Source organism: Alkalimarinus alittae, from assembly GCF_026016465.1.
GTDB classification, from domain to species: domain Bacteria; phylum Pseudomonadota; class Gammaproteobacteria; order Pseudomonadales; family Oleiphilaceae; genus Alkalimarinus; species Alkalimarinus alittae.
Map to the genome: position 1 here is coordinate 149,435 of NZ_CP100390.1, position 24,092 is coordinate 173,526.

Below are 24,092 nucleotides of genomic sequence, written 5' to 3' on the forward strand. Positions count from 1 at the left end.
GGTATAGGCAGAGGGAACATCACCCGTGGGGGTGAACTGAGGGGTGAAATTACTATTCGCTGCTGTGCTGATTGATTTTAACGAGTGCCTGAGTACGGCTTTCAACACCTATTTTTCCGTACAAATTGCGAATATGGACTTTAAGTGTGTTGAGGGATATGTGGAGCTTTTCGGCAATGAGTTTATTGGATAGGCCCTGCGTCACCAGCGAAAGCACCTCGCTTTCTCGTTGAGTTAAGGGTGTTGCCCCCTGAATCAGTACTTCATTCACTGGTGTACTGGCTTGGTGTTCTATTTCAATAGCTAGCTCTTGGCTAGCTGATTTTAGCCGTGCTGTAATGGGCGCTGATAGCGCACCAGGAAGAAGGCTCGTCCAGCGGGTTAGCTGGCTAGCGTCAGGTAAGCCTTCGATATTGGCCAACACCTCATTAATGAGGCACACCGACTTTTCCCAATTCTCATTGATAATGTGCTGTTCTATCGCCTCTTCAATGTAGCCAAACTGTTCGAACCAGTCTCCTGCACTGCGGTGACAGTCAGCTTGTTTGGTTAAAGGGAGTTGTTTCAATCGTTGCAAAAGGAATTGCCTGAAAAGATCGTGATAGCGATACCAGGTGCGGTGATTATCGAGCGGCACCAAGAACAGATTAGCCTGTTCTAGTGTGAGTAATAGACTCTGGCTGTTGTGGTTTGAAGTGAGTGCGTTTGCGAGGCCTGCACAAAAACGGCTTGGAGCCGATGTCAGCATTAAAAACAACTGAACATTTTCAGCTTGTTGAGAGAACACCTCTTCGAATAAGTAGTCTTCTATATGACGGTCTAGACTAGAGTGCTTAATCAGTGCTTCAGCTCTGTTTTTGTCGAGATCGCTGTGGCTGCCTTGAATAGATAACGCGGCTAATTGCAGCCCCGCAATCCAGCCTTCTGTGCCCTTATGTAAAGACGAGATAGTGTCGGGTGCAAGTTTGAGTGCCATTGAATGGGTAAAAAAGTCGCTGGATTCATCATAATTGAAGGCTAAATCTTTGATGTTGAATTCAACCAGTTGGTTATTGGCTCTACGTCTGGCAAGCGACAGTGATGGCTCTTCCCTAGAGGTAATGACTAGACGAATACCGGACGGAAGGTGGTCTAAAAACAGGGATATCAGGCTAATGAGTTGTTTGTTCTCAAGAAGATGGAAATCGTCGAGAACAAGTGATACTGCCTGTGTCGAGTCGCTATGACTGCTTAATTGGTCGAGATCATTAAGCAAAGAAATAACCACATCAGATAAACTTTGGCTACGGTTGCTTTCAATCATAGCCTTAGCTTCTACGCCTACAGTAGGTTGAATACCTTGTAGAGCATTTAGAATATAACGCCAAAACTGTAAGGGAGAGTTATGGGTTTTATCGAGCGTAAGCCAGGCAAATGTGTGAGGCGTATGGTGCAGCCATTGGCTCACTAATGTCGACTTTCCGTACCCTGCAGGCGCGGAGATTAGAACCAATTGTCCGCCGGTAGATTGGTTGAGCTTATCTATTAGGGTGTTACGGAGTACCGATTGCTCTCGCAATGGAGGTAAGTAAAAACGCGTTTTTAATAGCATATCGTTATCGGTGTTTGCTCTATCCTTGAGAGAACAACGCTACCTTAAACGGGCTGGAAGATAAAATGAAATTTTTATACCAGAAGAGAGATTGATTGTTTTCTTAAAGGATTATCCACTTGGAACAGCCAGATAAGCTGCAAGCGAAATAATAACATAAAGCAACGCAGCATTTTTTATGTTTCTCCAATTCAAACAGCGATATACTTTTACAATAATAATTTTTTATAACGCTCGCAATAGCGAACGTGGAAAGGCTGACCCCATTGCTGAGAGACGCGGTATTTGGGTCTTAATATATCGGCACTGTTACTTTGTAATCTTGCAGGTTCGGTTAAGCGTTATCTTGGCTGCTCGTTCGATCGCAGTTAGCCGCTCGGCCGCTGTATTGTTAAAAGGTAAAGTCGGGGGCAAAGATTGAGTCATCGCAAATTAAACAGAAAAGCAGCCTGCTCTGCGACGGTTAATGCGCGTGGGGATGTACGAATCGGTGCGATTCAGGCTTTGCCTGATGTTCTAGCTGAACAGGGCTGCAATCCAGAGCAAGTATTTGCACAAGTCGGGTTGGATCTAAGTCTGTTCGATGATGCGGAAAACCGAGCCCAAATAGATGTGCTTGGACATTTGCTTGCCGAGTGTGTTGCGCAAACTGGCTGTGAGCATTTTGGCCTGTTGGTTGCTGGTCGCTTTGATCTGAGCGGGTTTGGTATGCTCGGTGACTTGTTGCGTAACGCGCCAACACTGGGGGGGGCAATGCGAAGCCTTGTGCAGTTCTTTCATTTAGAAGATCGGGCTGCAGCACCTCTATTGCTTACACCTTGGCCGGATGAGGTTTTACTCGGATACTCGATATTCAGCCATAGCACACCGGCGACTGACCAGATTGAGGAGGTCTCCATCGCTATTGCTTACCGCATGCTCGCAGAGCTTTATGGCCCTGGATGCAAGGTATCGAAGGTGACCTTTTCGTGTCGACGGCCACGTGATATTGCACCTTATCGCCGATTTTTTCAGTCAGGAGTAAGCTTCGATGCTGATGTTTGCGGCATCGTTTTTCCAGAGCATTGGCTCGAAAAAACGGTTCAAGGGGCCAATGCCACTCGTTACGAGAGCATAGTCCGAGCATTTCAGCGAGAAGCAAACTTAGCACCAATGACGCTTGCTGATAAGACGGAATGCATTCTTCCTCAGTTGATTTTGAGCGGTAATGCATCGACTGCAGCGATCACTCAGCTCTTAGCAATCCAGGAGCGGACGCTGCGTCGAAAGCTGTCAAAGGAGGGAAAGAACCTACGACAACTCATCAATAACTCGCGGTCCGAGATCGCTAAGAAATTATTGCATAATACCGAGTTGTCGGTAACCGCTATTGCTCTGTCGTTGCACTACGACGATCCTAATGTCTTTTCACGGGCCTTCCATAATTGGGAGGGCATATGCCCGACAGAGTGGCGCGCACAACAGAGAAATCATGTGGACTAATCTACACCGAATATTTTTCTTAAACGAAAACCCTTGCATGAGAATATGACCGAATATGCAAGGCAGCAACGCGACTGCCTTTCTATAATAATACCGGTTGGCATTTACGCTGGAGATTATGACGTGAACCGGCTGCCTCTAAAAATTCATTCGCAAAGGATAGTCCATGAAAATATTTAGAAACAATAAACGAGGTGGCGGCTGTAATTTTCAACCATCTACTGCGTCGCTTTTCGTTAGTGCACCCGTCATGCTGGCGCTGTCACTAATGGTAGCAATTTCGCAGACGGCATTTGCGCAGGAAGTTCTGCCCTTTGCACCTAAGAAGTCAGGTAGTACAGCTGGCCTCACAATGCAGGACTCGGTTTACAGCCCGCTTCCGGCTAAGAGCCACCTGCCAGAGGATGCGCCCAATATCCTTATCATTCTTGTTGATGATGCAGGTCCAGGATTGCCGTCTACCTTCGGTGGAGAAGTTCACACGCCGACGCTAGACCAATTTGCGAATGAAGGCGTCACCTACAACCGCTTTCATACCACTGCTATGTGCTCGCCAACGCGCGCCGCACTGCTAACGGGGCGGAATCATCACCGCGTTGGTGCCGGACAGATCGCTGAACTGGCTAATGACTGGGATGGCTACTCCGGTATTCAGCCCAAGAGCAGTGCTATGATCGCTGAAGTGCTGAAGGACTATGGCTATCACACCGGTGCGTGGGGCAAGTGGCACAATACGCCTGCTGATCAGACTACGGCCGCAGGCCCGTTTGACTACTGGCCTACTGGTTACGGCTTCGAATACTTTTATGGATTTCTTGCAGGAGAGGCATCGCAATACGAACCAAATCTCGTTCGCAACACCACGATAGTGCACCCCAATAAGCCTAAAGACGGAAAGCCTTACCACCTCAGTGAGGATCTCGCCGACGATGCTATTAAGTGGCTAAACGAGCATAGGGCCTTCTCTCCAGATAAACCATTCTTGATGTATTGGGCCTCTGGTGCTATTCACGGGCCGCAACAGGTCGCCAATGAGTGGGCTGACAAGTACAAAGGTAAGTTTGATAATGGTTGGGATAAGTATCGTGAGCGCACGTTTGCTCGTGCCAAGAAAATGGGCTGGATTCCACAGAATGCACAACTTACACCACGTCCGGAGTCGCTGGCTTCTTGGGACAGCATTCCGGAGTCGGAAAAACCTTTCCAGCGACGATTGATGGAGGTAGCTGCAGGGTTTGCTGAGCATACTGATGCACAAATCGGTCGTTTGGTGGATGAAGTCGACCGACTTGGTTATGGTGATAACACCTTGATCGTTTACATATGGGGTGATAACGGTTCATCGGCTGAAGGCCAAAACGGTACTATCAGTGAATTGCTCGCACAGAACGGTATTCCAAGTACTGTTGAACAACACATCAAGGCGCTAGACGAACTCGGCGGTCTTGAAGTACTTGGAACCGCTAAGACGGACAACCAGTATCATGCCGGTTGGGCTTGGGCGGGTAGTACGCCTTACCAGTCCACAAAACTCGTCGCCGCACACTTCGGCGGCACGCGAAACCCAATGGCAATCCGTTGGCCTGCGAAGATCAAACACGACACCACCCCGCGTAAGCAGTTCTTGCATGTCGTCGATTTAGTCCCCACCATTTATGACCTTATAGACATATCATTACCGCAGGAAGTTAACGGTATCCCGCAGGATCCTATGGATGGCGTCAGCTTTGCCAGCACGTTCAATGATGCCAAGGCCGAAGAAGTTCGACACACTCAGTATTTTGAAATTATGGGAAGCCGGGGAATTTATCACAACGGTTGGTTTGCTGGCGCATTTGGCCCACGTACACCTTGGACGCCAGGTCTGCCAAAGGGGTTCTTTGATGCGAAAGGAAATATTGCCTGGACACCCGATCAGGACAAGTGGGAACTCTACAATATCGATGAAGACTGGACACAGTCCAACGACCTCTCGGAAAAAATGCCCGAAAAGCTAGCGCAGATGAAACAGCTTTTCATCAAGGAGTTTGCCGAGAACAAGGGGTTCCCAGTAGGCGGAGGATTGCTTACTTTGGTGCGACCTGATCTTAAAGTCACCGCGCCTTATACGGAGTGGACTTTTGCCGGAAACATCACCCGCATGCCGGAGTTTACTGCGCCAGCATTGGGTAATACAGAAAACATCGTTACTATCGACGCGGTTATTCCCGAAAATGCAAACGGTGTGCTCTATGCGCTTGGCTCGTTCGGCGGTGGTCTGTCCACCTATGTGCAGGACGGAGTGCTCAGCTACGAGTACAACTTGTTTGAAATCGAACGTACACAGATCAAGGCGAAGGGAAAGCTGCCCACAGGCAAGGTGAAGATCGAAATTGTGACCAAATATGCCGAGAAGAAGCCAGCAGGACCGTTAGATATCGTAATGAAGGTGAATGGCAAGGAGGTTGCAAAGGGCCGAGTACCCACCAGCGCGCCGCTGCTCTTTACGGCTAATGACTGTCTGGATATCGGCACTGACTTGGGCTCGCCCGTATCAATCGACTATTACGATCATGCTCCATTCAAGTTTAACGGTGATATCGCTGAGGTGCATGTTAAGTACACGGAGTAAATTCAGCAGAGATAGTTTTATCGACTTGCCTAGGTTCGCCCTAGGTAAGTCAACGCTTGCTCTGTTCTTGAGTGAGCAAAGCTAGCCACTCGAAACAGCCAAATAAGCGACTAATGAAACAATAAAAATAAAACAGCCCACCACTAATAATCCGACAAAAATAAACATCCCGATATGGCCTTCTTCGAGGCTTGACTGGGCATTGTTTCGTCCTTGAACACCAATCAAAGCATATAAAACGCTAGAAAGGGTTTGCCAAAAGGTGAGCTTCGTCTTGGGTTGAGTGGTGTCTGACGTGTTTGGGGAGGGAGTGTTATCAGGATTATTCATCATAAGGCCCCGGAGGCTATACTGTATCAAGTGATTAATGACTTGATACAGTATAGACAGAGGCTTATGTTTTAACTACTTAACGCCTTTCTCACGTAAAAATGAGCTGTATTTTTTGTCGGTACCATTAATGTGATTGATCAACCAGCTCTTGAGATACTCTAAAAGATCTTCGACTGTTTTTTCGCTATCGGCTTCATATTCTAGTACTTTTCTGACGACTGAATCTGTCATTTTTCGATGCTGTTGGCGGTGAGCTTCAAAGTCTGGGTAGCCATGCTCTTCCATCATTTTCTCTTCGCGGGCGAAGTGAAATTTGGTGTAATCGATAAGCTCACTTAACGCATCTTTATCGAAGTTCTCGCCAGTATAATAAAGCGATGAAGTTTGTAGTTGGTTGATGAGCTTTAATAGGTTCTTATGGTCATTATCGATGGATTCAATACCTACGCTGTACTCATCTTTCCACGTAACAAACTGGCTATCCGTCGCTTTTTTGTTAAGGACAATAACGAGGGCTAATGCAACGATCAAAATCCAAGGAAGTGGGTGAGTAAGCCCTAAGGTAAAGCCTAGGAGAATACCGGTTACCAGTGTTAAAAGTAAAAATGCTAGTGCAAAAGCTTTGAGCTTTTTATTCATTGTTGTCTCCGTATAGAGCGAGCCGGGTGTTAGACGCAAAAGTAGATAATTACTATCTTAGTTCGAAATCTGATATTAGAATTGGTTTAGATCAATTTAACGGTCTTTATTTGACCTGAATCTAGTAAGAGACACGACATGACGCCAGCAATCAACAGCGTAGAAAAAGCTAAACTACCTTTTAAAGTACACCAATATGAGCATGATTCAAATGCGGCATCGTATGGTGAGGAAGCGGCTCAAAAGCTTAATATATCGGCGTCTCAAGTGTTTAAGACATTGGTGGTGGCGTTAGATTCAGGTGTTTTGGCGGTATCTGTTATTCCTGTCTCGCATCAGTTAAACCTCAAAGCAATGGCCTCTGCGGTCAAAGCTAAAAAGGCTAAAATGGCCGAGCCTAAAGCGGTTGAACGATCGTCTGGCTATGTATTGGGGGGGGTGAGCCCGCTGGGGCAAAAGAAGTTACTAAAGACGGTGATTGATCAACAGGCGCTGGATTTCGATACTATATTTGTTAGTGCAGGGCGTAGAGGGCTTGAGATAGAGTTATCCCCTAATGATTTAGCGATGATGCTACAGGCTTCTTTTGCTTCACTGGCAAAATGATGCGTCATTAAATCGCAGGCATAAAAAAGGCGACAGCTCTATGAGGCGTCGCCAGAAAATAACAGAAAGGCATGAAACGTTAAAAAAGGGTTGGACTTGAATTCCCAGAAAAAAACAGCGGCGGTACAACTTAACCCGCCGCTTATAAGGGGGATACTACTCAAATCCACAATTAAAGGATAAGAGAAGAACGGCGAATGTTCTACGACAAAAGAGTAAGGGTGCGTGAGCAATTGAAAGGGAGTGTAACAGGGTGTATCGGGGAGATGGACGATTTAAAAACCGCGACTCTTTTTCGCGCCAAAGTGGTGCTCCTACATGAGCTCTCGTATGCTTTTGAGCATTTGTAGGTGCGCCACTTTGACGTGAAGCGTGTTAGCTATTAACCAACAATCGCTAATAACTCAACATCAAAAATCAATGTAGAGTATGGCCCAATTGCGCCACCAGCACCTTGCTCGCCGTATGCCAAGTTATATGGCACGTATAAACGCCATTTTGAACCCACACTCATCATTTGAAGTGCTTCAGTCCAACCTGCAATTACGCCGCCCACTGGGAATTCAGCAGGTTGACCGCGATCGTATGAACTATCAAATACTTCACCGTTAATTAACGTACCGTGGTAATGAGTACGCACGGTTGATGCTTGGCTTGGCTTCTCGCCTTCAGCAGCAGTTAGCACTTCGTACTGTAAGCCAGATTCAGTGACAGTTACTTCATCACGCTTAGCATTTTCAGCAAGGAATTTTTCACCTTCTGCTGATAGTGCTTTTGCTTGCTCAGCTTGTTGAGCTTGCATCTTAGCGCTGATTTCTTGGAAGGCTGCTTCCATTAGCTCTTGTGGAACAGGGCTCGCCTGACCATTTAACGCATCCGCAAGACCGTTTAGTACGGAATCGATGTGTAAACCTTCAAATGGATTGCTAGCTAATTGATCGCCCATTTGACGGCCGATGCCGTAGCTTACGCGTTCTTCAACGGTAGTGTATTTATCAGACATATTTCTCACTTAAAGTTTAAAATTAAAAATGCGAGGGCAGTTTATCATGTTACGTTGATGATTTGGAGTCAGCCCTTTTATATAGGGCTTAGCACTTTTGCAGCTTCGTCACGAAGTGAGTCTGTGAGTGTGCGGCTGAGTGTTGTTCGAAGGTTCCATATATGCCAATAGAGCGGTATATCCAACGTATTACCCTCGACTAATTCGATAACACGTTTCTCGTTTAAATGCTTTTGGCTTTGAACATCAGGCACCATTCCCCAGCCAAAGCCCCTGGTTATAAACTCCAGAAACGACTCTGTGGAGGGGACTCGATGTCTGATTTGAGGGTATCCTCCGCCAAAGTATTGGGTAAGGTATTGCCGTTGTAAGTCGTCGCTATGACTAAATTCAACACAAGGTGCCGCCAAAATTGACGCTTTATTAATGCCAGAAGGAAAGTAGCGTGCTTTATAATCAGGCGAAACCAGACAGCGATAGGTCATTATCCCCAAAGGAATACAGTTGCACCCTTGTATCGGTGCCGAACTGGCACTAATACAGCCTACGACGGTGCCATCTCGCAATAAGTCATGGGTTCGGTCTTGGTCGTCTACATGTATTTCAACAAAGGTCTTACCATTTTTTAAGAGGGGCGTTAACGCGTCCAGCAGCCAGGTGGCCAAGCTATCTGCATTTGAGCCTATCGCAATTGACGCTATACCGTCATCGCTGTTGCCCGCGAGATTACTCAGCAGGTCTTCTTGTAGGTGGCTGACTTGTCGGTAGTACTTCAGTATTTTAACGCCCGCACTGGTCAGTGTGGGAGGGCTTGAGCGGATGATGAGTCTTTGCCCTAGTTGTGTTTCTAACTGTCGCAGGCGTTGTGATATGGCTGACTGAGTAATGCAAAGGCGTTCTGCGGCCTTTTCAAAACTCTGGGCGTCGATGATCTGTGCGACCGCTTCTAATTGTGGGATCTCAATACTCATTAGCAAAACTTATGTAGAAGTAGATTAATTAATTTAACTTATTATAGGGTGGGGGATAGACTTCAATTCATCAAGTAAAAACGTACTTTTTTAAAAGGCCATATTAATGCAAGAACTCTTATTACCCTTGGTAAAAGGCTTTGTGACAAGCGGCAGCCTCATTATAGCTATCGGTGCGCAGAATGCGTTTGTGTTATCTCATGGGTTACGGCATCAGTATAATGGCTTGATCGCCATCACCTGTGCCTCGCTGGATACGCTGCTTATTTTTGCCGGTATTGCCGGCATGGGCGCGTTGATAACGAATACGCCTAATCTAATGTTGGCTGCGGCGCTGTTTGGAGGAGTGTTTTTGACGGTGTATGGCTATAGGGCCCTGAAGTCGGCTATTTATCCAAAACCATTAAACGCTGAAGCGAGTTCTTTTAACTCAAGATCGTCAGCTCTGTTGGCTACTGTAGCCATCTCTCTGCTTAACCCTCATGTTTATTTGGATACAGTCGTACTGATTGGCAGTATTGGAGGGCAGTACCCGATACCTCAGCGTTGGTGGTTTGCAGGAGGCGCCGCCTTAGCCTCATTTGTATGGTTTTTCTCGCTAAGTTGGGGGGCAAAAAAACTAGCGCCATTGTTCAAAAAACCGATGACCTGGAGAGTGTTGGACAGTGTTATTTGCCTAATGATGTGGTCTATAGCGGTATCGCTATTTATGCTGGCGTATGAGTTTGTAGCCTGAGGCTATGAATAAGGGGAGGTTGTGAGAGATAATGCGAATAATATTCCTAACCTGAGACCCCTTAATGATAAATTTTGCCGGAGAAAACTGGGCTGCCCTTTTTATTGATAGCGCAAGCACCTTCGGCTTAGTGGTATTTGCCATTAGTGGCGCGCTGGCGGCAGGGCGCTATAAGATGGATCCTGTGGGGTTTGTGGTGTTGGGGGCGGTCACTGCCATTGGCGGTGGCACGATGCGTTCCCTGCTACTTGATGAGCCTGTCTCTTGGGTCGTTGACCCTAATCTGCTGCTTTTTGTGGTGCTTGTTTCGTTGCTTACCTACTTCTTTATTCCGGGACGAACGGCTCGATGGAAGGCGATGACATGGTTTGACGCATTAGGGCTAGCGGCTTTTTCGGTGACTGGCGCACAGGCAACGTTATCAGCGGGTGCTGGTTGGCAAATTGCCATCGCGATGGGTGTCGTGACGGCGACCGGCGGCGGTGTAATACGCGACGTGCTCTGTAACCAGCAGCCGTTTGTGCTGCGCGGAGAGCTCTATGCATCAACCGCCTTAGCGGGGGCGGGAATATTTGTTAGTCTCGTGGCACTAGCGTTTACCACGCCTACCGCAATGATCTGCGGCTTTGTAACGACACTGGTTCTGCGTGGTTCGGCGATCATATACGGTATTGAGCTAGGGGAGCCCGGAGAGTGGTTTCATACGACAAAAAAACGAGCCGCTAAAACGGCATCAGCCAAAAACGACAATCAAACTTAATTATGGCCTTAGCCCTTTTATCGCCAATCTAACCCATTGCCAGCGGTTGATCAGCAGTGCCGAAAATATCAGCCCGCAGCCAACCAATTGCATGAAACTCATGACTTCACCAAACCACCAACCTGCCAGTAGCGTTGTCCAAATAGGTTCGAGCGTTAAAATCACCGCTGCATGGCTAGCGGGTGCGAGCCCTTGGGCAAATGTTTGAAGATAAAAGCGAAGGCTAGTGGCGATTACGGCACTGGCCAAAAACCACGCCCATATATTGAGAGATATCTGGTCTGGCCATGCCTCTATACTCGATGAAACACTGAGCGCTACAATACCTACCACCATCAGTTGTATCGAGGTAAGCACCAATACTGGTACTTCAGCCACCATGCGGGTATTGAGGTTAAAGTGCAGTGCAAATATCGTAGCGGCCGCTAAAAAGTATAACTGGCCGCTATCTAAGTGGAGTCCGTTATCGAGTGAGAGTAACGCAAGCCCTGCAATGGCCACTGGCAGCGAAAACCAGGTACTTTTGGGCGGTGAATCACCAAACACCCAGCGTGCCATAATCGGCACCAGTACTACGCCCATACTGGTAATAAATGCGCCTTCTCCTACATGCTCAGCTTCAAATAGCCCCATAACCCAGAAGACCATAGCGATTGAAAAAACAACGCCCGTCATTAGGGAACGCTTTAGTGCTTGTGCGGATAATTTTTTGAATTCGGGTAGGCCTAGTAGTCCTAATACAATCCCCGCTACTAAAAAACGAGACCCTATAAAAAGGATCGGCGGCATGCCTTGGAGTGTTTCTTTAGAAAATATCCAACCAGCAGCAGCCAGTAAGGTCACGATTATTAAGAGAACGTCTGCTTTTAAGTGTTGTTGATCTGGCAAGTGAATCGCTCGGCTTTGGAGGTGTTGGTGAAGTAGATATACGTTATTGGTATGGTTGTTGGAGGATAACAAATAAAGAGGATGCGTAGCGAATTTTGGCTTTAGGTTTTTTTAAGGTACATTAGCTGTATGAGTTAAGGATATTCCATTTGTTAACGTAGATGGGGACTTTAACGCGTGGGCTCTTACTGCAAGATTCTGTTACTCTAGTATCAAGTAGTACAACGCTTAATTTTATGTTTAATCAACTAAATGATGCAAATACGTGAATAAACGGCCAACTAAAGCAGACATCAGAAATGAACTCGAATCTCAGGTGCAAGATTTCTTAGACCAAGGTGGAAATCTTGAGCAGGTTGAGAGAGGTGTGAGCGGCCGGTTTGATCAAAATGGCCCGATTAAATCCAATGCGATTGTATTTGATGAGCCTAAAGAAGGTCGAACGTTGCTTAATGAAGTCGTTGCAACGATTGAAGCGCGCAAACATCCAGAACCGGTTAAAAAGCCAGTTCGTCGATCAGCACCTAAAAAGAAACTGATCTATGACGATTTTGGTGAACCACTTCGTTGGGAGTGGGTAGAAGAGTAGGTTTAGTTAATGTTATAACGGGCCATCTGTAACCGGTGGAGTGGCGTTGCCTCCTGGGGAGATAACTTGGCTTACCGCGATATTAGATCTAACCGGCGAGAGCTTTAAGAATACGCCCAATGCAGCCAATAAAAATGCAGCACTAAAAATAATAGCAACAGGGTAATATAGGTTGCCCGCCAAATCTAACTGGCTGTATTTGATCACCATAATCAAACCTTCTAGTGCCAGAGCGACACAGACGGTGCCAATAAAACGAGGTAGCGTTCTTCTTAGCATCACTACCACATCATGCTCTTCTTTGTCTCCGCCATATTCTTTATTAATAACCATCGCAAGCTCAAATACCGCTAATGAAATCACGCCTGTGTTGATGGCTTTTAGGCAAAGTTGCATCAGTTCTTGGCCTTCCATAATGCCTTTTGCCATCATCGCGAAAACAGACAGCACCATGACCAACGACAGCCCAAAGAAAATAATAGAAAACAGGCTGGCAAATACTGAACGGATTGAAATACTTTGTGGCAATAAACTCATTACTGTCCTTTTATAAATATTGTCTGTCTAAATTTGGCTTAGGGCATCTCGCCAACTGCGAAGGCGCCATTCTGGAAGAACTGAACGGCTTGTTTTTTCTTCCGAGCGATTAATATCGGGCCATCATCAAAAAACAGAAAGTTTTTCCAGTTCCGTTTAAATACCGCCCATGATGTTTCAATAATTTTACTACTTTCGTAACAGAAAAAGACGGTGACATTGTCAGCCCAATCTATATGCTCTGTTATCAGCTCAGGTAAATCGGGAGACGAGGAGTCCCAAGCTTTTTGCCAAATCTCTTTGTGTTGCCAAGCGTTTTCATTCGCAGCCCAGTCACCACTCTCCCACTCAGTCGGGAGGTCAGCCTCTTTACTAATACGCTGACGCCAGAGCTGATAAGCACTGGACTCAGACAAGGGCTTAATTTGGGCTAAATCTTCGGCGCTAACAGGCATATCTTGGTGACGGAAAACCCAAGCATTGCGATATTCAGAAAGGTCGATGTAGTTCATCCAGATACCTGATAGTGGTTAAATAGAGCGCTGTATAGTTACTTGCGATAGATTTTAACAGGAGCAGGTATTAATAAGAATAGGTATTAATAAGATAGGTATTAACAACGAGCTATTTACCCCGCATTAGCTAGGGTTCAATTTTGATCTAGTTAGAGTCCATTCAGAGTACACTGGATCCCCGCCTTCACGGGGATGACAATGCGGGGGTGACAAGAAGGTGCAATTTCGGTGTCTCAGGATGGGCTCTAATTAGCGGGAGTTTTTCTAATCAGTTGAGTTATCAAGCGCCGAAATAGCGCTTAGTAGCTCATCTGTCCGGGTTTTCATTAACGCCGGATTGCCCCGAGACTCTACATTTAGCCGCGCTAAAGGCTCGGTATTAGAAAGCCTTAAGTTAAAGCGCCAATCGGCGAACTCCATGCTTAAACCATCAATAAAAGAGACGACATCGGCTTGTTCAGTGTACTGTTGCTCAATACCTTCGAGTACTTTTTGTGGCTGAGTGAGCGTTCGGTTTATTTCACCACTGGCAGGGAATGCAGACATGCGCTCTTTTAATAGCGATGAAAAAGCGGCGTCGGTTCTGCCAAGTAATTCGGCAATCAATAGCCACGGAATCATCCCACTATCGCAGTAGGCAAATGAGCGGAAGTAATGATGCGCGCTCATTTCACCGCCATAGATAGCATCGGTTTCACGCATCACTTGCTTGATAAATGCGTGGCCTGTTTTGCTTTCTATCGGGGTGCCACCAAATTCTGTTACCACCGCTTGGGTGTTCCAAGTCAGCCGTGGGTCATGAATTATTTTCTCACCAGGGTGATGGCTTAAAAATTGTTGAGCCAGTAAGCCTACAATGTAATAACCCTCAATAAAATCACCGTTTTCATCGAACATGAAGCAACGATCAAAATCACCGTCCCAAGCGATCCCAAAATCTGCGCCGTGTTCAATCACTGCTTGTTGAGTCGATGTTCTGTTTTCAACCAGTAGCGGATTGGGTACTCCTGCAGGGAATGAGCCGTCTGGATCGTGGTGAATTTTTATAAACTCAAAGGGTAGGTGGCGCTCAATTTCGTCAATCACTATGCCAGCGCCGCCATTGCCTGCATTGACGACAATCTTTAACGGCTTAAGGTCTTTAAGGTTGATATAACCCAGTAGGTGCTGGATATAGCTATCCATAGCGTCTAATCGGTATTCTGCTCCCGACATTTCAGGCATGGCGTCACAGCCGCCGGAGGCAATCATTTCTTTGATGGCATTGAGGCCGGTATCACCGTTGACGGGACGAGAGTCTTTCATCACCATTTTTAGGCCGTTATAGTCCTTTGGGTTATGGCTAGCCGTCACCATGATGCCGCCGTCCATTTGGTAATGAAAGGTAGAAAAATAGACTTGCTCAGTACCGCCCATCCCGATGTTATAGACATCTGCCCCCGCGCTACGCAGCCCTTTGCACAAGGCTTCAACTAATTCTGGGCTAGATTCACGAATATCATACCCCACAACTACTTTTTCTGTGCCCAGAATAGTCGCATAGGCAAACCCTATTTTTTCAGCCAAATCAGGGTTAAGCTGATCAGGAATTCTGCCGCGAATATCGTAAGCCTTAAAGCAGCTTAAATCCATGCTATACCTCTTCTACATTAATTTTGGTGGGCGCTGAAATGTTGGAATCAACACGGCCATATATATCTTCAAAGCGAACGATATCATCTTCGCCTAAATAACTGCCTGATTGAACTTCAATAATCTCCAATGGGATTTTACCCGGGTTGGCAAGTCTGTGTAATTCGCCTATTGGAATATACGTCGATTGATTTTCAGACATTAAAAACGTGCGTTCACCGCAAGTAACTTCTGCTGTGCCGCTTACAACGATCCAGTGTTCTGCTCGGTGGTGGTGCTTTTGTAGTGATAGACGAGCACCGGGTTTTACAGTGATACGTTTAACCTGGTGTCTACTGCCATTATCGACAGAGTCATAACACCCCCAAGGGCGATAAACCTCACGGTGAGCATTGGCTTCAGGTCGCTGCTTTTTCTCGATAGCTTGCACTAATTTTTTAACATCTTGTACTTTATCTTTTGACGCAACCATCAACGCATCTTTGGTATCGACCACGACGACATTATCGAGACCCAGCAGTGCAACCATGCGATCTTCACCATGGACATAGCAGTTACTCGTTTGCTCAAGTAACACATCGCCTTTTGCCACATTACCGTTTTCATCTTTGGCGTGCACATCCCATAATGCAGACCAAGAGCCCACATCATTCCAGTTTGCTTGTAGCGGAACGACGCAGGCTTTGGTGGTTTTTTCCATTACCGCGTAATCGATTGAGTCATCTGGGCAATGAGCAAAAATATCTGAGTCTATGTGCAGTACTTTGTCTTCTTTACGGCTACGTTGAAAAGTAGAGAGTACCTTTTCATAGATCGAAGGCTCATGCTGTTTTAGCTCTTCAAGATAACAGCTGGCTTGGAACATGAACATACCGCTATTCCAAAAGTAGTCACCAGATGCTAAATAGGCTTGCGCCTTCTCTGCGTTTGGTTTTTCTACAAAGGCTTCTACACGCAGAGTGCCATTTTCGGTTGTGGCAGAGGGGGTGGTTTGAATATAGCCAAACCCTGTTTCAGGTTTATCAGGGGTGATCCCAAACAGTACCATTTCACCTGATTGAGCCGCTGCAGACGCTATTTTAAGGGCGTGATGAAAGGGCTCGATGTTTTCGATAACGTGATCTGCGGGTAGTACAAGCATGACATCATCTTGACCATTTTCAAGAATACTAAATGCCGCGAGAGCCACTGCTGGTGCTGTATTGCGACCAAAAGGCTCTAATAGAATGCTATGAGGTGCGCAGTTTATGGCCTCGAGTTGCTCTTCGACAAGAAAGCGGTGAGCGTCGTTGCAAACCACTACCGGTGCGGAGACCTCTTCAAGAGAAAGACGCTGTATGGTTTGTTGAAATAATGTCTGTTGTCCCACTAATGGCAAAAACTGTTTAGGGTTTTGTTTACGAGATATAGGCCATAGGCGTGAGCCGTTACCGCCTGAAAGAATTACTGGGATCATAATGACGCTCCTTGTTTTAAATTGATTTCCTGGTAATGCCGAAATATCTGACGGGGCATTTCTAATCGGCTATTTATATTGGGTAGCCGATTAGAATATAGACGTTGGATATGACGGTATAAATACGCTTAATTACTTTACTTCGGTATATGCGGGAGGTGCCGCTAATGCAGATACGCTGGTGTTGAATATTCGAGTTAAGTTACCACCCAATCGTGTTGTTTTCATTGGACGTAAGGCCTCAAAGTAGGGTGAAAAAAGTTCACTTTCGGGGAAGTATTTCACATAAGGTTCCATCCAAGAGAGTGCATAGCTTGTTAGCAAGCCGTCTGTAACTTGTGCTTCCCCTGTCTTTTGTTCAAAAGGTGCTGGGTTAGCGAGGCTCTTAACGGTAAGGGTCACAAGCTTGATCAGCGCTAAACGCTCAGAGGTCTTGAGTTCGTTGTGGTTGGCTTCTGAAAAGGCAGAAAGCATAACCAAAGGCTGAATAGCGTAGTTGTGATAACTTAATGCTCGAGTGCTCCTTTTTAGCTCATTGGGTAAAAAACCTTCTGAATCTACTTGCGCTAAGCCTTCACTTAACCCATTGTTTGCCCAATCAAATAGGTCCTGACGGTTAAGTACAACACTCGTTATCATGACAGACCAAGCGGCCCAGTAATCGTGGTTGTTGCGTTTGCTCTCTGGACGGTTACTCCAGTCAATAACAACTTTTTGAGCAACTTGAGCGAGCCAATCTTCTATGGTCTTGCGTTTTTTAGCTTCAATTTCTGGCGCATTTTCAGGCGCTTTAACTAGAAAGTATGATGACGCAACCGTGCCTAGCGCCCATTTACGCACGGACTTGCCAGTGTGGTTATGGTCGTCAGATAAAAGTGCACCTGCTTGGGCCCAAGTTTCTAGCCAGCTAATTAGACAGTGACGACTGGCAATTCCGGGTTTTCCTTGCAGGTAGTCTTCTGCCAACTGAACGCTGCTTTTTTCTAGGTGAGTAATGTCAGATGTGGCTTCTTGATAGCGGCTTTCGGCGTCGGCGCTCAATTCATCTCTTGATGAATCACTGCCTTCGTATTTACTCGTAAACTGTAATGGTCCGGTGTAAGGCGTTGGCGGCATTTCGCAGGTATAGCGACTGTTTTCGTCTTTACCTTTGCCCTCTGTTACAGGCAGATAGTAGCCGTTAGGTGCTTTAAGCATTGTATCGGTATCTAGCTTCGTAGCTGCATAGCTGCCTAAGGTCAATGCCATCATTGCTGTGGATATCCATAGTAAACGTTTAGTTTTCATGGTGTTTCCTCCTTACGTTGTCGCAGTACGGTTTTTTTGTGATTGCTTGGATGCGTTATTGAGCATTTATTAGCGTAGCTCACTATCGCTTCTCTGACACAAGCTAGCCGTTACTTTTAAATCCTGAGGGTAACTGTCATCGACCTTTATATCGAATGATGTGAAAATAAAGTCTTTCCACTCATCTTCAGAACGTAACTCGAATACAAAACGACCATTACTATTCACTCGATCACGGTGCTTTAATGTGATGTTTTCTTTACGACTGTTGTGGTACCAGACTTTTGCCTGTAAGCGCTTTATGTCGGGGTTATTGAATTGAATATCTAATAAGTAATCACCGCTTAATAGGTTCTTAACCTGACCTCCCCCATTAAATAGCACTTCGTTGTTGCCTGTTTTTAGGCTGATGGTGCTAGATAATACTTTGGGCTTTGCGGCGCATCCATTGTCGACTAAAGGGATGAGCTGACGGTAATTAAAACTATTCGATAACGAGGTGTATGAAGGCACTTCCCAGATTAGTAATTTAGGCGGGGCTTCTTGGTAATCTTCGGTTGGAAGGTACTGTAAGAGTGAGCCTATAACGCCACCTCCTGCTTGACCTATATTCAAAACGTCTCTGGATAAAAATTCTTTTAGGTAACCCACAAAATTATAATTGGTTTGCGCTTTCGTAAAACTAGTACCAGCGGCAACGATCTCGGGCAAACTAGCATCGCTAAATAGGTCTGATTCACCTTCTTCAATGGTAGAGGCTTCAAATTCATTTACATACTGTTCTGGGAATTGCGTGCCACAGATTAGATAAGCCGCTTTTTGATGAGATCCGCTAACGTTTAGCAAGCCTACTCGATTATTTTTATATTTCGTTTCTGTAATAGATGAGTAAACACTAAGCTTTGTGATGGTATCAGCAACCAACTGAGCCGTTAGTTTTGCTCCATAGGGTGTCCAATGGGCATCTCTACGAAAATAAAAATCTGGTGTGCTGCCATCATTAATCAGTGTTTCTAAGTTAGGTACGATAATGCCCGTGTCTCTAATTTGTTGTAGTGCTTGGTTGTAACTGTTTGATGCCGCGATAAAATCATACTGAGCATCGACTACTCCGTCTGGATTTATCAAGCCTCGAGTGGGTTGATATACCATGACTAGCTCAGTCCCCTTCGCAGCCAAAGCAGCACGAAACCGATTCATTTCATTCAAGGTGCGTTGGTTAATTTCAAAGCTTTCGTCGAGGTCCAGTTTTGTTCGATATAACCAGCCATCAGTCCCTGCCACTAAATGCTGGCTGACTTTCAGAAACTCTGTGTTGTATGACGCAGGGTCATTGACCTCTGGGCACAAGGAGCAACAGGCTTCTAGTGCATAATGAGGCTCCGCAGCTGAATAGGGCGCATAAAGAGCCATTAGTGCCGAGACCGTCAGTGCTTTTTTAACAGCAGAAGGACGAAAAATAGACATTGTTTTCATGGTTATACTTCTCGTTTATTCTTGAACCCAAACTAATGACGGATGCGCATTGGGTTGACTGATGGCAAATAAGTTGAATATTTCACCGCGTTTAAGGGCTATAGGGCTGGCGGAAGCAATTTTCTTTTGCTCGTTAAAGACCGCTAGCGAAATTTTAACCGCATTGACTTCTCTAAAGCCGCTATTATTGGAGTCAACGCCTTTAATAACGGTACCCTTACCGTTGTCTGTTTTAAGGGTGAGAGGCGCATCTGTCAGGTTGTAGAATGCGATAAGCGCTTTCTTTCTCTGGCTAAATGCTTGGCCTTCGATGGTGGAAATTGCGCCTGATTTATTAAGGTACGCAGTGTAATAGTGACCTGCTTCTAACACTAAAGGTTGCTGTGATTGTTTAAGGTTGAGCGTGTATTCACCAGCAGGTAAAAACTGATACTCGCTAGCGCTATATACGCCTTCTGCCGTTAGTGTTTTAGAACCAATACTGGCTGTGAGCATAGCGGCTTGGCTGCTATTAAAGATGCGAATAAACGCAGAGCCTGGAGGCGCTTTGGGGCCATATAATGCTTCATCATCGGCATTAACATTTAACGTTGTAAGTAGCAGTGCAGCCATTGTAGAGAGCGACAAAAGTAAAAAGCGTGTGGTGCTACCTTTGTGGTTGCGACCTGTGCGAGATAAGTAAAGACTCAATCTGTTCATTATGCAGATGGCTCCTGGTTTGTGGTTGGTTTTTTGTCGTCGATGGCTTTGGTTAATGCCATTTCGGTATGAGTTTTGTATTTAATCGGCAAGAAACGTTCAGGAAATTCCCAAATTAAAATACGAGGAGGTGCGTTGGCGAAGTCCTCCGATGATAGATACGTTATCATCGGCTCAATGGGGCCTTTTCCTTCTTCTGCATAATTGAGAATTTCTTGGCCAAGCTGTTGCTCGAGAGCCCCTGGGAAGTTCCATAACTTATTCGCGCTATAGCTCGTGCCGACTAAGGTAATATCAAAGCTTGGTTCATCAGCAAACAATAGTGCGTCAGCATCGTCTAGGCTTGTAGCACTGTTAATTTGGGTGACTTGTGGCTCAATCGTTTCGGGTTGCGGTCCCATCCAGCTAAAGTAATCTCGGAAGGGAATAAAGCTCATTAAATCCCCTTCGTGCTGTTGGCTTGTTAATACCGAGGTTGAAAATTGAGTACTATCACCCAGGATTTCTGCATCAAGTGATGCGATCGTCTCTTTTAGTTGAGTGGCGGCTATTTTTGCACCGGCGGGTGTCCAGTGGGTATCGGTTCTTAAATACATTTGCTGCGCATCTTTGGTTTGCAGCATGGGCTCTTTAAAGCCTGTCCAATGAATGCCTTCGGCTTGAAGCCATTGCGTGAAAGAAAGGTAGCGTTGTGAAGCACTGTTACTCGGCCGATGGTCACCTAAATATTCTGGATAGATACTTGCTTTAGCAGGTACCACCGCGACGACTAGCTGTATATTTTGCTGCTTGAGCTGCGTAGCAATAGCTTTGATCGTGTCGAGGTTCTGAGCGGTATGGTTTTGGTCTGCTGAATAGGCTTTAAATTCTTCCGAACTGAAAAGCCAACCCTCTTTGCCTATTTCAACGCCGCTACGGCCTTCGTTAAAGAGTGCATACTCAATAGCGGCCCATACATTAACGCCGATGTTTTTGATCGGGAGTTGGTCGTCATAATGGTCTTCAAAAGCGGCGGCTTGATCACCGGTAATCCAGCTTTTATCTTGTATTGTATAATTGGCATAACCCCCAATAGAGAGCCCCCCGATCAAGATTAAACTTGCGCCAAAGGCCAAACCAGGGAAATTATAAGATATCTTTTTCATTATGCGTCTCCTTGAGCCTAAAACTGAAAATACAAAAAGGGTGAAAAGCTTTGGGCAGACAGTTTGAGTAAGCTCAGTGCGAATAACGGTATCACCGCAATTTGGCTTGCTTTATAAATGGTTTGTCCGCCTTGGGCTAGCCAGCGCATAATGGGTTCTTTAAACCCAGTAATAAATACCACGAGATAAGACAGCACCAATATAAACAGCTGTAGCTTAGTGATGCCGTCCATGAGTGGCTCACTTAACGAGAGTGACGTGAAGCTAAACATAGCCTTATAAAAGTAAATAGCGGTGGTAACGTCTGGGGCTCTGAACATCACCCAGCCAATGACCACCAGTAAAAAAGTGAGCCCCCAAGCGAAGATATTAAAATGCTGTTTTGAGACGGTGACGCCGAGTGCACGTTCTATTGAGAGAATCACGCCATGCCATGCGCCCCATAGTGCGAATGTCCAGTTGGCTCCATGCCAAAGGCCACCCAAAAACATGGTTAAAAACAAGTTACGGTAGGTCTTGAAGGTGCCGTGGCGGTTTCCGCCTAGTGAAATGTAGAGGTAGTCTCTTAACCAAGAAGACAAACTGATGTGCCAGCGTCTCCAGAACTCTGTAATGCTTTGGCTAATATAAGGGTGGTTGAAGTTCTCCATAAACCGAAACCCCATCATTAACCCTAAGCCGATAGCCATGGCGCTGTAACCCGCAAAGTCAAAAAATAACTGAGAGGTATAGGCTAAAGCCCCGAGCCATGCGTCGGCTGTCGTTGGGTTCGCCGTTGAGTAACAGGCATCAACAATAGGTGCGATTGAATCAGCTATAAAGACTTTACTGATAAACCCCTGCATAAAGCGGGTCGCGCCTTCTGAAAACAAGGCCATGCTGTGTTTACGTTCAATAAATTGATCGGCTAAATCTTTATAACGCAAAACAGGACCCGCAATAAGTTGTGGAAATAGCGCTATAAAGGCCGCAAAGTCGATAATATGCTTTGTAGGTGGCGTATCTTTACGATAGACGTCGATAATGTAACTAATAGCCTGAAAGGTATAAAAAGAAATACCGATTGGCAGAATAACCTGAGTAAGAACAAAGGGTTCGAACCCTAGGTTGCTAAATATGGCATTAAAGCTATCGACACCAAAGTTGGCATACTTGAAATACCCTAGCGTGCTGAGATTACCGATAACGCCGAGCGTCAACCAGCGCTTGGCTGATGGCGTATCAAGTGTTTTTGAGATCATGAGTCCGATCAGGTAATTCCAGAGTGTCACCGCGACAAATAACAGTAAGAAATCAACTCTCCACCACGCATAAAATGCATAGCTACCTAATAGTATTATTAAGTTCTTACCCCTTGCTGGGGTTAAGTAATAAACCCCGAGAAACAGCGGTAAAAACAAAAATAAAAATACATTTGATGAAAAAACCATCTCTATTCTTCCTTGAGGTGATAGTTAGCTGCCAGAATGATTGACGTGTGGATACTCAATGGGCTCAATAATGACGGCAGATTTTTTGCGGTAAATAATGTCGAGTATTTTGTGTTGGTAAGCCGCGAGAGTCCCTTTAAGTGACAGGTTTTTAGATGCACTACTGCTGATAAAACTGGGATTGTAGAGTCGAGCGATAACCTTAGGCCCTATAAAAATAGGGCCACTATGGTTCTCAGAAAGACTATCCTGAGTGACCCAGATAGTGGTTGCTGTTTGGTAGGCATCCATCGACATATCCCTGTCTGTAGCTGAGAGATCTTGTACCTCAGCGAAAATTCCGTAACCACCACTTTTTACAATGGCATTGTGGCTAATGCGGGTATTATTGCTGTTTCTGACACGAATACCTTGCCGGGTATTGTCGGCGATAACGTTGTTGATAATATGGTTATTGTCGCTTTCATAAAGCGTAATGCCGTCGCCGCCATTGCTGTAAACGGTGTTGTTAGCGACAACATTTCGCTGGCTGTCTCTGTCTAATACGATACCTGACAGGTGATTGTCATGGGTCCGGTTGTTAACAATCCAGCTATCATTGACCTCTCGTGAGATGATGATGCCGTGCTTTTCTCGGGTGCCATATACATGATTATTAGCAATCAATAATCGAGATGATCTGTCGTGAGGGTCAATCCCGTATAGAATATTGTCTCGATAGGTATTGCCGACTAATGCGACATCTTCTGCTTCATAGCAATAAAACCCATAGTAAGTATCATAAAACTCCGAGTCGATGATCCAACCTTTTGGTGCCGCTCGGTGCATGTTGTCGTGTTCTTTATATTGGGTAAATGTGATGCCGTAAGACTTACTTTGGAAGTAACCAAAACTTTCTATAGCTGAGTCTGCGATGTAGGTTTCGCTGCCACCCCATGAAACAAAAAAGGGTCGAAATTCCGTGTCTTCTTTATAGTAAGCATTAGTATTATTTTTCTCGTTCCATCCGACTATTCGGCTGTTAATGGCGAAGAATAGGCCGTCATTAACTAAAAAAGCGCCTCGATCTTGTGACAGTAAAAGTGTTACTTGGGGCTTTTGAGATTCACTGTTCTGGCTATCGGTATTCGAATCACTTCCATCTATTAATAATGTGGCGTTATTACCGACTAAAATAGGTAATCGCGCTATATAAGCTCCGTTCGGAAGCTTTTCGAAATACTGGCTATCTACCGCGTTAGCAATGTCTTCAAGCGTCGCTAAGCCACTTTCAACTTCTATAATTTTAGGTGATGACAATTGTCGCTTTGCCCATTCGAGTAAGCGCTTACCCCGAACAAAATCTTTAAGTGGCCCGCTTCGTACTAATCTTTGAATGGTTATCACCGGTTTTTTGTTAGCGGGTATTTTCGCCTTAATCGCCTCTAGGTTATAGGCTGAACTATCTGGAATACTGGGTGAGTCCCATTGAAATTGGGACACGGGTATTTCGTTGACGGCATGGGTGGCCGTTGGTTGTTTGCTCAATGCCAAGGCGTCTGCATGCGCTGCAGACGAAAACCCTAATACGTGATAAAAAAGAATGAGCATTATCCAAGGGTATCCCTTTTTAAGGGGGCTTCGTCGTTGTTTTACTGCATTATCTATTAGGTTATCCACCCGTAATCTCCGTTCAATCCTTGCCATCATGAATGCTCAATTGGGGG

At 45.6% G+C, this 24,092-nt stretch carries 22 protein-coding genes; 6 read left to right on the plus strand and 16 right to left on the minus strand.

The window, feature by feature from the left end; translation table 11 throughout:
- Nucleotides 1-52: 52 nt before the first annotated feature.
- Entirely contained in the window at nt 53-1,591 is a 1,539-nt protein-coding gene (locus NKI27_RS00665; protein ID WP_265047774.1) for a helix-turn-helix transcriptional regulator, read from the minus strand.
- A 417-nt stretch (nt 1,592-2,008) separates the two neighbouring features.
- Here NKI27_RS00665 and NKI27_RS00670 point away from each other — a divergent pair, with 417 nt between their 5' ends.
- Together NKI27_RS00670 and NKI27_RS00675 are read left to right on the plus strand one after the other, a co-directional pair.
- A complete protein-coding gene (locus tag NKI27_RS00670; RefSeq protein ID WP_265047775.1) occupies nt 2,009-3,073 on the plus strand; it encodes an AraC family transcriptional regulator in 1,065 nt (354 codons plus the stop codon).
- A gap of 166 nt (nt 3,074-3,239) precedes the next feature.
- Entirely contained in the window at nt 3,240-5,684 is a 2,445-nt protein-coding gene (locus NKI27_RS00675) for an arylsulfatase (RefSeq protein ID WP_265047776.1), read from the plus strand.
- A gap of 81 nt (nt 5,685-5,765) precedes the next feature.
- Here the strand turns inward: NKI27_RS00675 and NKI27_RS00680 are convergent, their stop codons facing one another.
- Together NKI27_RS00680 and NKI27_RS00685 are read right to left on the minus strand one after the other, a co-directional pair.
- Entirely contained in the window at nt 5,766-6,017 is a 252-nt protein-coding gene (locus NKI27_RS00680) for a DUF2970 domain-containing protein (RefSeq protein ID WP_265047777.1), read from the minus strand.
- Nucleotides 6,018-6,089: 72 nt separating this feature from the next.
- Complete coding sequence (locus NKI27_RS00685) at nt 6,090-6,656, minus strand: bacteriohemerythrin (protein ID WP_265047778.1); 567 nt, start codon at nt 6,654-6,656, stop codon at nt 6,090-6,092.
- 138 nt (nt 6,657-6,794) lie between these two features.
- Here NKI27_RS00685 and ybaK point away from each other — a divergent pair, with 138 nt between their 5' ends.
- Entirely contained in the window at nt 6,795-7,262 is a 468-nt protein-coding gene (gene ybaK / locus NKI27_RS00690; RefSeq protein WP_265047779.1) for a Cys-tRNA(Pro) deacylase, read from the plus strand.
- Between the two features lie 382 nt (nt 7,263-7,644).
- Here the strand turns inward: ybaK and NKI27_RS00695 are convergent, their stop codons facing one another.
- Nucleotides 7,645-8,265: an FKBP-type peptidyl-prolyl cis-trans isomerase gene (locus NKI27_RS00695; RefSeq protein ID WP_265047780.1), complete on the minus strand. Its 621-nt coding sequence runs from the start codon at nt 8,263-8,265 to the stop codon at nt 7,645-7,647.
- A gap of 77 nt (nt 8,266-8,342) precedes the next feature.
- Nucleotides 8,343-9,236 (minus strand): LysR family transcriptional regulator ArgP, encoded by an 894-nt coding sequence (locus NKI27_RS00700; protein ID WP_265047781.1) that lies wholly within the window; start codon nt 9,234-9,236, stop codon nt 8,343-8,345.
- A gap of 106 nt (nt 9,237-9,342) precedes the next feature.
- Between NKI27_RS00700 and NKI27_RS00705 the strand changes: the two genes are divergently transcribed.
- Together NKI27_RS00705 and NKI27_RS00710 are read left to right on the plus strand one after the other, a co-directional pair.
- Nucleotides 9,343-9,972, plus strand: a complete 630-nt coding sequence (locus NKI27_RS00705) for a LysE/ArgO family amino acid transporter (protein ID WP_265047782.1) — start codon at nt 9,343-9,345, stop codon at nt 9,970-9,972.
- A 64-nt stretch (nt 9,973-10,036) separates the two neighbouring features.
- A complete protein-coding gene (locus NKI27_RS00710) occupies nt 10,037-10,732 on the plus strand; it encodes a trimeric intracellular cation channel family protein (protein ID WP_265047783.1) in 696 nt (231 codons plus the stop codon).
- On the opposite strand, the gene NKI27_RS00715 is transcribed toward NKI27_RS00710, so the two are convergent.
- Nucleotides 10,733-11,620 (minus strand): DMT family transporter, encoded by an 888-nt coding sequence (locus NKI27_RS00715; RefSeq protein ID WP_265047784.1) that lies wholly within the window; start codon nt 11,618-11,620, stop codon nt 10,733-10,735.
- A gap of 265 nt (nt 11,621-11,885) precedes the next feature.
- Here NKI27_RS00715 and NKI27_RS00720 point away from each other — a divergent pair, with 265 nt between their 5' ends.
- Complete coding sequence (locus tag NKI27_RS00720) at nt 11,886-12,209, plus strand: hypothetical protein (protein ID WP_265047785.1); 324 nt, start codon at nt 11,886-11,888, stop codon at nt 12,207-12,209.
- Between the two features lie 12 nt (nt 12,210-12,221).
- Here NKI27_RS00720 and NKI27_RS00725 read toward each other — a convergent pair whose 3' ends face one another.
- The 10 genes from NKI27_RS00725 to NKI27_RS00770 form a co-directional block, all read right to left on the minus strand.
- The gene (locus NKI27_RS00725; RefSeq protein ID WP_265047786.1) at nt 12,222-12,746 is read right to left on the minus strand and encodes a hypothetical protein; all 525 of its coding nucleotides are present in this window, start codon (nt 12,744-12,746) and stop codon (nt 12,222-12,224) included.
- Nucleotides 12,747-12,784: 38 nt separating this feature from the next.
- Nucleotides 12,785-13,258 carry a DUF2947 domain-containing protein gene (locus NKI27_RS00730; RefSeq protein WP_406802720.1) on the minus strand — a complete coding sequence of 158 codons (474 nt, stop codon included), beginning with the start codon at nt 13,256-13,258 and terminating at the stop codon, nt 12,785-12,787.
- A 267-nt stretch (nt 13,259-13,525) separates the two neighbouring features.
- A complete protein-coding gene (locus NKI27_RS00735) occupies nt 13,526-14,893 on the minus strand; it encodes a phosphohexomutase domain-containing protein (RefSeq protein WP_265047787.1) in 1,368 nt (455 codons plus the stop codon).
- A 1-nt stretch (nt 14,894) separates the two neighbouring features.
- On the minus strand, nt 14,895-16,349 hold the full coding sequence (locus tag NKI27_RS00740; protein ID WP_265047788.1) for a mannose-1-phosphate guanylyltransferase/mannose-6-phosphate isomerase: 1,455 nt from the start codon (nt 16,347-16,349) through the stop codon (nt 14,895-14,897).
- 132 nt (nt 16,350-16,481) lie between these two features.
- On the minus strand, nt 16,482-17,636 hold the full coding sequence (locus NKI27_RS00745) for a mannuronate-specific alginate lyase (RefSeq protein ID WP_265047789.1): 1,155 nt from the start codon (nt 17,634-17,636) through the stop codon (nt 16,482-16,484).
- A 69-nt stretch (nt 17,637-17,705) separates the two neighbouring features.
- Entirely contained in the window at nt 17,706-19,112 is a 1,407-nt protein-coding gene (locus NKI27_RS00750; protein WP_265047790.1) for an alginate O-acetyltransferase, read from the minus strand.
- Nucleotides 19,113-19,127: 15 nt separating this feature from the next.
- A complete protein-coding gene (locus NKI27_RS00755; protein ID WP_265047791.1) occupies nt 19,128-19,811 on the minus strand; it encodes an alginate O-acetyltransferase AlgF in 684 nt (227 codons plus the stop codon).
- Entirely contained in the window at nt 19,811-20,956 is a 1,146-nt protein-coding gene (locus NKI27_RS00760; protein WP_265047792.1) for an alginate O-acetyltransferase, read from the minus strand. The genes NKI27_RS00755 and NKI27_RS00760 overlap by 1 nt, the downstream gene beginning before the upstream one ends.
- A gap of 17 nt (nt 20,957-20,973) precedes the next feature.
- Nucleotides 20,974-22,386 carry an MBOAT family O-acyltransferase gene (locus NKI27_RS00765; protein ID WP_265047793.1) on the minus strand — a complete coding sequence of 471 codons (1,413 nt, stop codon included), beginning with the start codon at nt 22,384-22,386 and terminating at the stop codon, nt 20,974-20,976.
- Nucleotides 22,387-22,410: 24 nt separating this feature from the next.
- Nucleotides 22,411-24,045, minus strand: a complete 1,635-nt coding sequence (locus tag NKI27_RS00770; RefSeq protein WP_265047794.1) for a right-handed parallel beta-helix repeat-containing protein — start codon at nt 24,043-24,045, stop codon at nt 22,411-22,413.
- Between the last annotated feature and the right edge of the window lie 47 nt (nt 24,046-24,092).

Bases quoted from the DNA above. Each gene is read 5' to 3' on its own strand.
- NKI27_RS00665 (WP_265047774.1), bottom strand. From the start codon at position 1,591: ATGCTATTAAAAACGCGTTTTTACTTACCTCCATTGCGAGAGCAATCG.
- NKI27_RS00675 (WP_265047776.1), top strand. From the start codon at position 3,240: ATGAAAATATTTAGAAACAATAAACGAGGTGGCGGCTGTAATTTTCAA.
- NKI27_RS00680 (WP_265047777.1), bottom strand. From the start codon at position 6,017: ATGATGAATAATCCTGATAACACTCCCTCCCCAAACACGTCAGACACC.
- NKI27_RS00685 (WP_265047778.1), bottom strand. From the start codon at position 6,656: ATGAATAAAAAGCTCAAAGCTTTTGCACTAGCATTTTTACTTTTAACA.
- ybaK (WP_265047779.1), top strand. From the start codon at position 6,795: ATGACGCCAGCAATCAACAGCGTAGAAAAAGCTAAACTACCTTTTAAA.
- NKI27_RS00695 (WP_265047780.1), bottom strand. From the start codon at position 8,265: ATGTCTGATAAATACACTACCGTTGAAGAACGCGTAAGCTACGGCATC.
- NKI27_RS00700 (WP_265047781.1), bottom strand. From the start codon at position 9,236: ATGAGTATTGAGATCCCACAATTAGAAGCGGTCGCACAGATCATCGAC.
- NKI27_RS00705 (WP_265047782.1), top strand. From the start codon at position 9,343: ATGCAAGAACTCTTATTACCCTTGGTAAAAGGCTTTGTGACAAGCGGC.
- NKI27_RS00710 (WP_265047783.1), top strand. From the start codon at position 10,037: ATGATAAATTTTGCCGGAGAAAACTGGGCTGCCCTTTTTATTGATAGC.
- NKI27_RS00725 (WP_265047786.1), bottom strand. From the start codon at position 12,746: ATGAGTTTATTGCCACAAAGTATTTCAATCCGTTCAGTATTTGCCAGC.
- NKI27_RS00730 (WP_406802720.1), bottom strand. From the start codon at position 13,258: ATGAACTACATCGACCTTTCTGAATATCGCAATGCTTGGGTTTTCCGT.
- NKI27_RS00735 (WP_265047787.1), bottom strand. From the start codon at position 14,893: ATGGATTTAAGCTGCTTTAAGGCTTACGATATTCGCGGCAGAATTCCT.
- NKI27_RS00740 (WP_265047788.1), bottom strand. From the start codon at position 16,349: ATGATCCCAGTAATTCTTTCAGGCGGTAACGGCTCACGCCTATGGCCT.
- NKI27_RS00745 (WP_265047789.1), bottom strand. From the start codon at position 17,636: ATGAAAACTAAACGTTTACTATGGATATCCACAGCAATGATGGCATTG.
- NKI27_RS00750 (WP_265047790.1), bottom strand. From the start codon at position 19,112: ATGAAAACAATGTCTATTTTTCGTCCTTCTGCTGTTAAAAAAGCACTG.
- NKI27_RS00755 (WP_265047791.1), bottom strand. From the start codon at position 19,811: ATGAACAGATTGAGTCTTTACTTATCTCGCACAGGTCGCAACCACAAA.
- NKI27_RS00760 (WP_265047792.1), bottom strand. From the start codon at position 20,956: ATGAAAAAGATATCTTATAATTTCCCTGGTTTGGCCTTTGGCGCAAGT.
- NKI27_RS00765 (WP_265047793.1), bottom strand. From the start codon at position 22,386: ATGGTTTTTTCATCAAATGTATTTTTATTTTTGTTTTTACCGCTGTTT.